General features: G+C 56.1%; 9 protein-coding genes and 1 tRNA gene. 1 reads left to right on the forward strand and 9 read right to left on the reverse strand.

The window, feature by feature from the left end; genetic code table 11:
• Positions 1-125: 125 nt before the first annotated feature.
• The 9 genes from AAG813_RS01465 to AAG813_RS01505 all read right to left on the reverse strand — a co-directional run bounded on the left by AAG813_RS01465 (position 126) and on the right by AAG813_RS01505 (position 10,931).
• Complete coding sequence (locus AAG813_RS01465; protein WP_341911102.1) at positions 126-563, reverse strand: hypothetical protein; 438 nt, start codon at positions 561-563, stop codon at positions 126-128.
• 493 nt (positions 564-1,056) lie between these two features.
• On the reverse strand, positions 1,057-2,961 hold the full coding sequence (locus tag AAG813_RS01470; protein ID WP_341911104.1) for a hypothetical protein: 1,905 nt from the start codon (positions 2,959-2,961) through the stop codon (positions 1,057-1,059).
• Between the two features lie 75 nt (positions 2,962-3,036).
• Entirely contained in the window at positions 3,037-3,831 is a 795-nt protein-coding gene (locus tag AAG813_RS01475) for an AlpA family phage regulatory protein (protein ID WP_341911106.1), read from the reverse strand.
• Positions 3,832-3,883: 52 nt separating this feature from the next.
• The gene (locus AAG813_RS01480; RefSeq protein ID WP_341911107.1) at positions 3,884-6,478 is read right to left on the reverse strand and encodes a DEAD/DEAH box helicase family protein; all 2,595 of its coding nucleotides are present in this window, start codon (positions 6,476-6,478) and stop codon (positions 3,884-3,886) included.
• A gap of 15 nt (positions 6,479-6,493) precedes the next feature.
• On the reverse strand, positions 6,494-8,578 hold the full coding sequence (locus AAG813_RS01485) for a DNA methyltransferase (protein ID WP_341911109.1): 2,085 nt from the start codon (positions 8,576-8,578) through the stop codon (positions 6,494-6,496).
• Positions 8,579-8,976: 398 nt separating this feature from the next.
• Positions 8,977-9,066: transfer RNA gene (locus AAG813_RS01490), tRNA-Ser, on the reverse strand.
• A gap of 47 nt (positions 9,067-9,113) precedes the next feature.
• The gene (locus AAG813_RS01495; RefSeq protein ID WP_341911111.1) at positions 9,114-9,488 is read right to left on the reverse strand and encodes a DUF2237 domain-containing protein; all 375 of its coding nucleotides are present in this window, start codon (positions 9,486-9,488) and stop codon (positions 9,114-9,116) included.
• A 24-nt stretch (positions 9,489-9,512) separates the two neighbouring features.
• Entirely contained in the window at positions 9,513-10,427 is a 915-nt protein-coding gene (locus AAG813_RS01500) for a stomatin-like protein (protein ID WP_293594981.1), read from the reverse strand.
• A gap of 66 nt (positions 10,428-10,493) precedes the next feature.
• Complete coding sequence (locus AAG813_RS01505) at positions 10,494-10,931, reverse strand: NfeD family protein (protein WP_341911115.1); 438 nt, start codon at positions 10,929-10,931, stop codon at positions 10,494-10,496.
• 175 nt (positions 10,932-11,106) lie between these two features.
• Between AAG813_RS01505 and AAG813_RS01510 the strand changes: the two genes are divergently transcribed.
• Positions 11,107-13,383, forward strand: coding sequence for an arginine/lysine/ornithine decarboxylase (locus tag AAG813_RS01510; protein ID WP_341911116.1), 2,277 nt, complete (start codon positions 11,107-11,109; stop codon positions 13,381-13,383).
• Positions 13,384-13,408: the final 25 nt, after the last annotated feature.

A 13,408-nucleotide genomic window follows, 5' to 3' on the forward strand; every position in this document is an offset into this window, starting at 1 on the left:
CAAGTCACGGGGCAAGAAGGCACAGCCGAAAGGAGAAACAATACCGTCGACGTTAGACTTATCCACAATCGAGTAGCCCGGCTACTCCACCAAAGGTGGGGTCAAAATTAAATGAAAAACCGGGGTCAGGATTTAGTGGAAATCAACAGCAAGGGGCGTACCGCCACCTTGACGGTCTCGTAGCAGCCCGCAAAGCCGCGCTGGCTGCTCAGCTCCTGGTACAGAATGCGCGCGGAGTAATTCACCTGCGCGGCTCGCTGCTCCAGCCAGGGCAGGTGTGCATCGAGCTCGCGCACTCGCTTGACTGAACGCCGGTAAGGCTGCCAGGCCTTCTGCGCCAGCACTGCCCTGACGGTCTTGCGGTCCAGCTCGAACTCCCGCGCGATGGCGGAGATCGCCACCCTCGCGGCCCGCCGCGCATGCACCGCCGTCCACCTCTGTTGGTCTACCACGCATTCCTCCGTGTCGGGTTTGAAACCTTCCACGGTAACCCCCGTCGTGCTGTCGCAGCCCTTGGGCTGCCGCGTGACGCGCTGATCGCTCTTCTTCATTTCCTCTTCCATCTCTGTTTCCTTGGTAAAGATGGGTGGGGAATATTCAAATACCATAACTGGGGATTATTGGATTACCGATGACAAGGACGGCAGTCGCCGAGATGCTCGGTTCTTCATGACGTCTTCGATTGCCTACCGCGCTGTCAGAAGCATCAGTCGCACTCAGCAAACTCTGTGGAAGTGCCGTCCTGACAGGCCTTCGCCAAAAGCAAAAATACTCTGTAATTCAATGACTTAAGAAAGTTTGCTGCTCGTGATTGCGCACTATTTTCGCCAAATTGCTCAAAATTTGCAGGTCGATTTCGTTGGTTTACCGCCTAATTTGATTGAATATTTATCGACTTGCGCTTAAAATTCGAGAGGATTGATTGTTCATTTGCCTGAATTGATTGTTTTGATCGTAAACTTTTGTTGGTTTGCCGAATGATTGATGGCTACAAAGCGGTCAATTCTGGTATCAACTCGATCCGTGCCCGCAAAAAATCGCGAAACGCGCTCATCCTTAAAGCCGGGCACCACTTACTGATCTGGCGGCGGCGACACACTCCTTTTTGTTGGACTGGGGGAGCGTGCGCTGATATGTCTCTATGTCGGACTCTCTCCATTGGCGGCGCCTTTTTCCGTTCTCGATGGGTTTGGGAAAGCCCTTCTTAAAGTACTTATGCCCATCCTTGAATGAATAGGCCAAGGCTGTCATGCTCATGTTTAGTCGACTTATTACTTCTCTGCTGTTTAAAAGGATTTCACCAGATTGCAATTCAGGCGACGAAGAAGCAGCGCCTCTGTCTTGACTCAGATCGCCAATATTGCATTTAAGGTTCTCTATAACTGCTGACGTCACTTGATCCCAAAAAACGTTGGTCCGGTCGAGTAATTCGAGAACTTGATGTCGTTTTATAAACAGACAATCCGCGTTCAATTTTATTGGATGAGGTTTACCTTGGTAGTAAGTTGAAAGATATGAGTTAGCTCCATTGAGCTCACCAACAGAGTCATATGGGGAATAATAAGGAAAGAATATTTTTGAGAAGATGCCAATATAAGCTTCGCCGCTGCGCTGGATACTACGGCAGGCATCTTTATCCAAGTCTAGAAGCTGCAGGTCAGTGTTGTTGTTTGGCTTGGCATTTTCATCCTGTTTCCCGATTCGCTTGACCTCAATACCCCACGGTGCAAGCGTGACGAAAGCCAGTTTTTCTAATTGCTTCAATTCCAGAACGTGATTAACAGTGCACTCCGGGTGATTAAGTTTAATAAGTTCGGCCGCCCGATCAAGTCGTATGTACCCGTCATTCAGAAGTCGCGTTATCGAGTCTTTTGTAATTGTCAGATCGTGCTCTGCTGGTGTTGCAATCAGCTCTGGTATCTTGGCAACTAGTGCGTAAAGATCGTGGCAGGTCAAGGTCAAGTGTGCAGGTTGAAGGCCGTCGAATATTTTCCAGGCCGTGCCAGCAGGCAGTCCACTGCGTTCATCTTGGGGACCGATGCGCTTGTGTTCGCCGTAAAGATCGGTGATGTAGCCCGCTGAAAATTCAGCTATTGCGGCACTGTCTTCTTTATAGATAGTCAAGCAGTCCGCCGTGGTCAATTCTAAAAATTGCGGCCGCAAGAAGTACTCGACCCCGCTATTAAAATCTTGAATGAATGAGCTTCGGACTGTCGCCCCCGGCGGAATAAAACCGAACAGTGGTACGTTTCTTTGTATGGCATGCCGAAGTAAATCCACTGGCGCACAATCCGGTACGCTCGATGAAATCATCTTGAGCGACTGAAAATGCTTTGTTGCCAGCTGGGCTGCCGTGTTTTGGACAATCACTTGTTGCTGGAATCGGCTGACTTTGTCATCGACGCGCAATCTGACTCGTTCGGCAAACAGTAGAAGCTCGCTGTGAGTGATGAGCAGGTCGGCAACAGTAATTGGAATTTCGACAGCCGAACCATCCTTAACGGTTTGCCAACCAACGTGCGACCAATTATTCACGTGATAATTTGGTATCACTTCAACGTGCTGGCCAATCGGACTTGTCCAATAACCTCTCGGAAATAAATTTGAATGGATCAGGCCGTTGCGCTCTATCAAGTCGCAAGCTGAGGGATGTAGCAACAGTAAGTGCGGTCTGCGCTCTTGTAGATATTGCTGTGGGCTGTAGTGCGATGGATGAACCGACACGTCGGGTGGGACTCGCACTACAAAACTGACATCGCCTTGAAAGCCGTGGTTCAGAAGGTTTTCCCGGCTGAATTCTGGGAATTTGGATCTGATGAATCTGAGCGATTCGGCAAACGAGTAGTGCGTTTTGGTCATTAAGGGCGGGGAGCCTGTGTGACCGGTTTTCAATGGCAATTGCGCGGGCGCCTGATCCTGTGTTGCCTGCTTGGACATTCGGGGGCGCAGCATTTTATTCATGGTTGCTCATTACGGGGTACGCGGGCACGTGTCGCTGACGAGTATTTGAGCGAGGTGCCGTTTACGCTTGAGGGCCTAATTTCTCGTTAGCAGTGCGAATCGAGATGATGTCAGGTCGATTTTGGAGGGGTCGGTAAATCCGATGAGGTCTAGGCATAGCCCCAGCCATTCGGTGCTGATTTCTTCTCTAAGGCACCAGTTCAGAAAACCAACCGGCACGATTTCGGTGGAATGATCGCCCGCATCTTCCTGCCACTCGTGCCAGTCCCGCAAAATGCGGCGAGCCTCGGAAAACCGACTATCGCTTGGGTGCAGTGACTTACCATCCAATCCAACCCCTTGATCGGGGATCGCAGTGCAGTCCTGCGGCGCGTCGATGCCTGAAATAAGCAGGGCGCCCATGGCAGGCGTCCATGTCGTTAATTCCAGGAAGTAACGAAGACGGTCATTGATCAGGCTGCCCTGGACGATGGCGTCTGCCAAACTCCGGGGCTTGGAGCCTTGCTGAGGTTTCACATGTGCATTGGCAGGTTTGAATGAACGGTTACCGGGCGCATCGGCTTTCTTTGCCGGCTTTTGGGCCTCAGTTGACCCCGTAGGCGAGGCACCTTGCCTGGCAACGGAGTCCGCGCGGCGAGCGGAGGGGCTCTTTTTGGATGGTGAGCCATTCCTGCCTTTGGCTGCGAGCGCCTGCTGCCACTTCTCAAAGTCTGACAGGAACCACCCGACGGCCCCTCCGTCCAAGCCGAAGCATTTCGGAAAATCCTTGGCGTAACGTGGAGAATTTTTGTCCATCCGATCATAAATTGCTGACTTCGATAGGCCGGTTAGAATTTTTACCGCGTCGAGTCGAATAATCGGTCCTGCCATCCTTAAGCTCCCTTAATTGCGCCAACGGTTACTGCATTTAACCGCGCCACCGTCAGTAGTCCCTGGCTAACGTACCACTAAAAAGACCCGCCGCATTCTTCGCGGTCGCAATGGCTCCCCGTACTTGGTCATTGGTCAGATCAAGCACACGCAGTTTTCCGCCCGCCTCTGCGACAGACTCAATGCGTCCGTAGGCATTGGCGTGAGTTTCGGCGTACAGAGCAAGCCCCTGCAGCTTAGGTAACGCATCAGCCAGGTGGAGGCCATGCGGATCGACAATATTGGCAACCACCGTTCCATCCTCCAGTGTAGAAAAGAAGATGAAGTCCGGGCGAACAATCCCATACTGATCTTCAGAGAGGTAAGCAATACCCAGCGATGACTGTCCAGGTTGTTGGGGGTTGCGATACCAGAAACTGAAGCCTTCTCGCTTCATCTCGGATTCCACCACCTTCATTTCCCAGCTGTTCAGTTCCGCGGGATAGTTGCCCTGCGCATCGCATAACAGGTGGTTTTTATAGGTGGGAAGGGCGGTCTCTGTTTCATTTTCACGGGCCTTCGTCGGTTCGAACCTGCTTTCCGGCTTCACCAGATCCACATCCTGGGGCTCGGCGCTCATCTCCCGGATCTGGCGGTAGGACTCCTGCCGATCGTGCGACAACCCCTTGATGGCACCGTTGTAAGTCGCCAGCCAATCCTTAGCCACTATGTCCGCCTGAGCATCGAAGATGGCCTGCACTTCTGTCACCATGCCAAGTGCCGCGACTGAAACACGAGCTTCGACAAGGGCCTCTTCGAACTCATCAGCATTTTCCGGAGCCGCTTCCCGGTAAGCTATTGCATCGACGTAGGTACGGGATATGTCAGGACTGAATATGCGCGACGCTCGCCGGTAGGCGTCATCAATTACCGCAATGTCGGCTTCCTCCCAGAATTCATCAAAGCTCTTGGATTTGCCTTTCAGGTCGGCCACCAGCGTCTTTCCGTCAACCGTCATCACGGCCTTCCGCTTTGCCTCGATCTTTGCCTTTTCACTTTCCTGGAACTTGTCCAGCACAGCGTGCATGGCTGCATGCGCTTTTTTCCCCGCACCTGCGAGAATGTCATCTGATGCCAGTTCGTGTGCCAACGCCGTCAAGCGTTTAGCGGGTTTGGCCCCGCGTTGCGGGCGGGTCTGCGAGGGGAGAGATTCGAACTTGTCCCACACTACTTGTGGCGCCTTGGGATTCGACTTCATCTCTACAGGGTTGACGAGTACGCGCCCCGTGGGCGCCGGCAAGGTGTCATCGCCTCTCATCAAGGCATCTACTACCTCTCCCACAGTCTTGGCATTGAACTTTGGTAAAAGGCAATCCACTGTATTCAGGCGGTCGTTGCCAGGAATCCGGCGGGCCAGCGGTGAACGCACCATGCGCCCCAGCAGTTGCGTGATATGGGTACGGTCGGTCGCAGTCCGGAATGAAATCATCACTTCTGCGCGAGGGCAGTCCCAACCGGTACTGATCGCGTCCTTGGCAATCAGAACACGCACCCACGTCGATTCCTGCACGCGCTCCGGCGCGATATGGGGAACTTGGCGGCTGCCGAACTGCTGCGTGCTGTGATCTCCAAGGACGTGCGCTACGGCACCACTGGGCAAGGCGGGCCATTGTTGATAAATAGTGTCCAAAGCACGACCGATCTCGTTCGGATCGGGCGTATTTGGTACTTGCAAAACCATCAGCGGAATAACCGTCTGAGGCTCTTCCTGCTGCAGGGCATACTCGGCCCACGCCTCGGTAGACTCCTTCAACTTGTCGGTGGCACGACGCACCAGCACAGTGTCGAAATCTCCGACTTCATTCGGCATGTCCAGGATGATCGTGTCCTTAATCAGCCCTGATTCTTGAACCTTGGCCGAATCCACCACCACATCAGGCAAAGTGATGCGCTTCTGGGCGCCTTCCATGGCCTTCTTAAACCGCTCCACGGTCGCGGAGATGCCCCACACCACCGGAATGCCCGGGACTCCATGCGCCCCGTTGATGAGCCGCTGAACAATGGTGCTCTTGGCGCTTTGGTTCGCGGCACTGAGGTTTCCCATTCCACGATGCGCTTCGTCCAACACCAAATACAGGGTCAGATCAGGGTCCTCAATGGTGTTTCGTATGGTGTCCCAGATCGTGTGCGAGCGTAGGTCGGGCCGCGTTTCCGGCAACAGCGTACCAGCCTTGGCTTCTAACACTTCGGGGTCATGGCCGCGCACAAGCAGGCTGTTCTTGCCCAGCTTCTGCGTATTGAGGAAGTAGACCTTCCCGGCCGCGAATTTGGATTGGTTAAAAGTGGTTTCCACCGGCATTAAGTCGGTGTGGCGAATGCGGTCACTGGCTTCCATCAGGCGAAAACGGGTCTGTTCGTTTAATGAAGGATCGTCGCTGAACCAAATCACCACAGCACCGGGGTCGGCATCAAAGTCGTACTCGTCGTCGCCGTGGAACAGCGCCTCGAAGGCGGCGGCAGCCATCACTGTCTTGCCCGCACCAGTGACAGCGGTCAGTGAAAACGCACTCCTATAGGCGCCGTCATGCCAATCCTTGCGTCCCTTCTTCAAATTGGACAAAGCATCGCGGACTGCATCGCCCTGATAGTCTTTCAACGTGAACTTCATCCCTCATCCCCCTTGTTATTCACCATTGGTGAAGCTGAAATTGCTCAGGTACGACTCGTATAGCCGAACCGGTTCCACCCCAGCTGGAAGGCGGCGGGCGATTGCCTGAAATCGGCGATCATCGTCGGTGACTATGTAGGCGAGACTTAGCTCCTTGACCTTGTTCAAGGCCTTGATGAATGGAGTGGCTGAATCGACTTCCACCAGCAGCCCATATGCCTCCACCACAGCCCATCCCTCGACGGGTAACTTATCGATGCGCTGGCCACGGCTGCCCGCACGCAGCCACAGCAACGGCGCGATGCGCTCGAAGGCGCGGTTGTGGCTGATCGAAACCGGCGTTTCGTAACTCAGGGTGAAGAACTCGGCGTTTTCCTCAAAGCCATCAGCCATCGGGAATTCGTCGGTGAACTTGTAGTCACCCTTGATAGGCTTGCCGTCTAATGTTTTGCCAGTAATCGCCGTGGCTACACGCGGTTTGGTGATGTAATCGCAAATACCGAGCTTTTCCCAATCGGCATCGCCGGGACGAAGGTTTTTCTTACGCAGCGTCTCCTGTTCGCCCGCTGCGACCTCGTTGTTGGTGACGGAAATGCACTGCCGGCGCCCGCCGTCCTGGTGATTCAGACGCATGATGGCGTGAGCAGTGGTGCCGGAGCCAGAGAAGAAATCAAGAATCACAGCTTCCGGCTTTCCCACGACAAAGAAGCGAAGCGCATCTTCGACCGCATATAACGATTTAGGGTATGGAAATTCTCGTCCCGGCAGGAATGAGTCATCCAAAAGGCGAGTTCCATACTGAGTAGCGTCGTGTGAGGTTATTCGCCACTGAGTCGATGGGATTGCTCGGACTGAGTTTCCCTCGTCTTGGCCCTCCACGATGAGGGAACCATCGACACCATAACCAGTAACTTCAACTTCCCCACTCTTAATTTTGTTGTACTCGCCTGGCTTGAGTATTGAAACGGTAAAGCCCTTGGCAATCGACCCTGAAATCCTCACCCGACCTTCTGCAAGCCGTGACTTTAAGGTTGCTGGAGTCCACTGCCAACGGCCCTCGGAAGTATCCTTGCGGATAGGCAGTACGGCTACGGTACCTGGAACGTTCTTCGGCACTGAGATATCATTCGGAAGGGCTTCGCCGATTTTTGCGACCTTCGGTCCTTCGGGATCGATATAGATTGGATAAAAGCAGCCGGGCGAATCTTTTCGGCTAGAGCCTTTTTTTCCAGAACGCTTGAGCAAATCCCATCTAACTACTACATTGTGAGTGCGCCCCTTTGCTGAAACCCACTCGCGGTTAAGTTCTACTCGCTTTGGTCCCGCGCTGCCAAACTTAGCAAAATAGATGTATTCGTCGCTTCGTCCGAAGGCACCAGCACGAGCGACCGCCGCTGGGTTGATTTGCGAACTCACCATTTGAATTCCAGCTTCTGGAAAAGTCTGCTCAAGCAATAAACCGAGCCTGAGATACTCTTTTTCATCAATCGTGACGATGAGCACCGAATCCGCCGGATTCAGCAACTGCTTCGCCACCAGGAACCGCCGCTCCATCATTGCCAGCCATTTGCTGTGACGATACTGGTCATCCCTCTCTACGTAATCGTTGTTGTATTTCCAGTCCTTCGCGCCTGAGTTATATGGCGGGTCTATATAGATCGCATCCACCTTACCGCGGTGCGTGTAGGTCAGCGCCTTCAGGACGTGATAGTTCTCACCATTGATGACAGTGTGGTGCGGCTTTTCACCCCCGCGTTGCACCTTGCCGGTGCTCACCAGACCCGGGTAGATCGTGTCCCGGAACTCAGCCACTACCACGAGGTCAGCCAGCGCTACAGCCTGCGTTTCCACTTCCGCAGCGTGCAGAAGCTCCAGGTCCGCCAATTTGCCGTCATCTGTTTTACGGATATTCTTGACCTGCCACAGCCGCGGGTCGCCTTTCTTCGTCGCTCCCCGTGGCGGCAGCACGCGCACCTTGTCGCCCTTGCGAATGACCCGCTGAGGTAGTTCTACCACCTCCGGGCTGTGGCGTTCAAAGTTCAAACCAAAAGGTAGACGGGACGACAGTACCTTGAACTCGCGGTCCAGATCGGCACCCATTTGCGGATCTCTAGCCTTGGCCTGAGCAATCAAGTCGGTAAGTCGGGACACTTAGGCTCCAATTTTTTATTGTGAATGGCTCAGATCGTCGTCAGCAGAAGATGGTCCTCTCCCGCTTCGACCCTACCTAATGATCTTAACGGTGTATCTACAGACTCTTTGATCGAGGCGAATGGACGCTGAAGGATGCAAACATCAAACCCGAGCTTCAAGGATCGCCATTGACATGTTCCCAGTCCTGTTGCGAAGCGGACGCCATTCGAAAGTTGACAATCGGTCTGACACCTTCATGAATGGCTAGCGTCAGCGCCTCAGATTTCAACCACTTCATTCATTGGTAGAGGCGATGGTAGAAGAAATGAAAAAGCGCCCCGAAAGGCGCTTGTTCATTGACTATCTGGCGGAAAGGGCGGGATTCGAACCCGCGGTGGGTATAACCCCACGCACGCTTTCCAGGCGTGTGACTTAAACCGCTCATCCACCTTTCCGCGAAGCCTCACATTGTAGCAGTGCGCGGCACGTCAGATGGCACTGATCAGTGAAGCGCGCTGTGAAATCGGTGTTTTTCCAGTTGCGCCCGTGTCACGAACTCCAGTGCCTTGAGGTGAGTGGACTCCAGAATCACGGGTGGCGCAAAGCCGGCTTCGAGGGCCTCGCGCCAGCGGTTGGCGCACAGGCACCAGCGGTCGCCGGGCTTGAGACCGGCAAAGCGGTACTCGGGCCGCGGTGTCACCAGGTCGTTGCCCCTGGCTGCTGAAAACGCCAGAAAGTCGCTGGTCACCTTGACGCAGACGAGGTGCGAACCCGAGTCAGACTCGTCGGTGTTGCAGCAGCCGTCGCGGAAATAACCGGTCAGCGGGTCGTAGGAGCAGGGGACCAGCTCCGTGCCGAGGACGTTCATGGCGCTCATGCGTGTGCCTTCTGGGGATGCGGATCAAGCGGCCCGGGTGGACTGCACCATGGTCATGGCCGAGGTGATCAGGGCCGAGACCTCGGTCATGTTGCTGGGAACAATCAGGGTGGTCTTGGCATCGGCGGCCACGCGCGAGTAGGCTTCGACGGCTTTTTCGGCGACCTTGAGCTGTACCGCCATTTCACCGCCGGGCTGGCGGATCGAGGCGGCAATACGTTCGATGGCTTGGGCGGTGGCGTCTGCCACAGCAGTGATGGCGGCGGCCTCACCCTGCGCATTGTTGATGGCGGCGAGTTTTTCACCTTCGGAGCGGGCGATAAAGGCCTCGCGTTCACCGGTGGCGATGTTGATCTGTTCCTGGCGGCGGCCTTCGGAGGCGGCGATCAGGGCGCGTTTTTCACGTTCGGCGGTGATCTGCGACTGCATGGCATGCAGGATTTCCTTCGGCGGCGTCAGGTCCTTGATCTCGTAACGCAGCACCTTGACACCCCAGTTCAGCGCGGCCTCGTCGATGGCGGCCACGACCTGGGCGTTGATGATGTCGCGTTCCTCGAAGGTCTTGTCGAGTTCGAGCTTGCCGATCACGCTGCGCAGCGAGGTCTGGGCCAGTTGCGTGACGGCCACGATGTAGTTGGACGAGCCGTAGCTGGCGCGCATCGGGTCGGTGACCTGGAAATACAGGATGCCATCCACCTGCAGCTGGGTGTTGTCGCGCGTGATGCAGACCTGGCTGGGAACATCGAGCGGAATCTCCTTGAGCGAGTGTTTGTAGGCCACGCGGTCAATGAAAGGGATCAGGAAATTGAGACCCGGTGTCAGGCTGGCGTGGTATTTGCCCAGGCGCTCGACCACCCATGAGTTTTGTTGGGGCACGACCTTGATGCTGCGCGCGATAAAAATGACGGCAATCACCAGGATGACGAGTGCAATTTCCATGAGTTTCTCCGTAAAAAACAAAAACAGGGGCAGCATCAGCTGCCGGGCATCAGACCGTGCACTTTCTCACAGTTTGCCGACCACCAGGCGGTTGCCGTTGAGTTTTCTGACCTTGAAGAGGCCGGGCTGGGGCGCTGCATCATGGTCGGCGAGCTCCACCGTCCATTGGGCGCCGCGGTATTTCACGGTGGCGGTGGCATCGTCGTTCCATTGCTCCACATGCACGGTTTCGCCAATATCCATCTGCACATCCCGGTTGGCATTGGCCTGGGCGGGTTTGGGGCTCTTGCTGCGTTTCCAGTGCCAGGCCACCACGGCGCCGCCGCCGACCACGGCAGCGACCACGATCTGCACCATGACGGAAGCACCCAGATGGGCCGCCAGCGCCGCTGCCGTCATGCCAACGGCCAGCATCAGCAGGTAAAACGTACCTGTGACCAGCTCCAGCGCCACGGCGGCACCCGCCAGCAGCCACCAAATCGTCGAATCGGCCATGGTTGTCATGTCACGTTTCCTTCGTTTCCTAAAAGCTACATTTTGGGCCACAAACATCCCCGGCGAGCATAGAACAGGTTCTTAAACCCGACGGGAAAGGCCAAGCGGACGCCGCTGGCCGCAAATATCCTTACACTTCGGCCCTGATTCGTTTTTTTTGGCAGCTCCAGGCAAAGGCCTTTTGATGAAATTCCGTTTTCCCATCGTCATCATTGACGAAGACTTCCGCTCCGAAAACACCTCCGGTCTGGGCATTCGCGCACTGGCGCAAGCCATAGAAACCGAGGGTTTTGAGGTGCTGGGCGTGACAAGCTACGGCGACCTGTCGCAGTTTGCGCAGCAGCAAAGCCGTGCCAGCGCCTTCATTTTGTCGATTGACGACGAAGAATTCACGCCCGGCCCGGATCTGGACCCCGCGGTGGTGAACCTGCGCCACTTCATCGAGGAAGTGCGGCGCAAGAACCTGGATGTGCCGATCTACGTGTATGGCGAGACCAAGACCTCGCGCCACATCCCCAATGACATCCTGCGCGAACTGCATGGTTTCATCCACATGTTCGAGGACACGCCCGAGTTCGTGGCGCGCCACATCATCCGCGAGGCCAAGAGTTACCTCGAGGGCGTGCAGCCGCCGTTTTTCAAGGCGCTGCTCGACTACGCAGAAGACGGTTCCTACTCCTGGCACTGCCCGGGGCATTCCGGCGGCGTGGCTTTCCTGAAGAGCCCGGTCGGGCAGATGTTCCACCAGTTTTTCGGCGAGAACATGCTGCGCGCCGACGTCTGCAATGCGGTCGAGGAACTCGGCCAGCTGCTGGACCATGACGGCCCGGTGGGCGCCTCGGAGCGCAATGCCGCCCGTATTTTCAATGCCGACCACTGCTTTTTCGTGACCAATGGCACGTCCACCTCGAACAAGATGGTCTGGCACCATACCGTGGCGCCCGGCGACGTGGTGGTGGTGGACCGCAACTGTCACAAGTCCATCCTGCACGCGATCATCATGACCGGCTCGATTCCGGTGTTCCTCAAGCCGACGCGCAACCACTTCGGCATCATCGGGCCGATTCCGAAGGAAGAGTTCGAGCCGGCCTCCATCCAGGCCAAGATCAAGGCCAACCCGCTGCTCAAGGGCGTGGACGCCAAGAAGGTCAAGCCGCGTGTGCTGACCATCACCCAGTCCACCTACGACGGTGTGCTGTACAACACCGAAACCATCAAGGGCATGCTCGACGGCTATGTCGAGAACCTGCATTTCGACGAGGCCTGGTTGCCGCACGCGGCCTTCCACCCGTTTTACGGCAGCTACCACGCGATGGGGAAAAAACGCGTACGGCCCAAGCAGGCCATGGTGTATGCCACGCAGTCCATCCACAAGCTGCTGGCCGGCATCAGCCAGGCCAGCCACGTGCTGGTGCAGGACTCGCAGACCGTCAAGCTCGACAGGCACCTCTTCAACGAGGCCTACCTGATGCACACCAGTACCAGTCCGCAGTACAGCATCATCGCCAGCTGCGACGTGGCCGCGGCCATGATGGAACCGCCCGGCGGCACCGCCCTGGTCGAGGAAAGCATTGCCGAGGCGCTGGACTTCCGCCGCGCGATGCGCAAGGTCGATGAGGAATACGGCGACGACTGGTGGTTCAAGGTCTGGGGCCCCGAGAAGCTGGTGGACGAGGGCATTGGCCGCTCGGATGACTGGATCATCAAGGGCGAGTCCAAGAATGCCAAGGCCGGCGTCAACTGGCACGGCTTCGGCAAGATGGCGACCGGCTTTAACATGCTGGACCCGATCAAGTCCACCGTTGTCACACCCGGCATGGACCTGAACGGCAAGTTCGCCAAAACCGGGATTCCGGCCAGCATCGTGACCAAGTTCCTGGCCGAGCACGGCGTGGTGGTGGAGAAGACCGGTCTCTACAGCTTTTTCATCATGTTCACCATCGGCATCACCAAGGGCCGCTGGAACAGCATGCTGACGGCGCTGCAGCAGTTCAAGGACGACTACGCCAAGAACCAGCCGATGTGGCGCATCCTGCCGGAGTTCTGCCAGAAGTACCCGCGGTACGAAAAAATGGGCCTGGCCGACCTGTGCCAGCACATCCACGCGCTTTACGCCAAGTACGACATCGCGCGCCTGACGACCGACATGTACCTGAGCGACCTGACGCCGGCCATGAAGCCCAGCGACGCCTACGCGCACATCGCGCTGCACAAGACCGAGCGGGTGGAAATCGACCACCTCGAAGGCCGCATCACGGTCGGGCTGGTCACGCCTTACCCGCCGGGCATTCCGCTGCTGATTCCCGGAGAGGTGTTCAACAAGAAGATCGTCGATTACCTGAAGTTCTCACGCGAGTTCAACGCGCAGTGCCCGGGTTTCGAGACCGACATTCATGGCCTGGTTGAAATCGAAGACGCCGACGGCAAGAAGCACTACTACGCCGACTGCGTGAAGGAGTAGGCAAGGCGCCGCCCGCTGCAGCGGC

The sequence above is a fragment of the Polaromonas sp. YR568 genome (assembly GCF_943371715.1).
GTDB lineage: Bacteria > Pseudomonadota > Gammaproteobacteria > Burkholderiales > Burkholderiaceae_C > Polaromonas.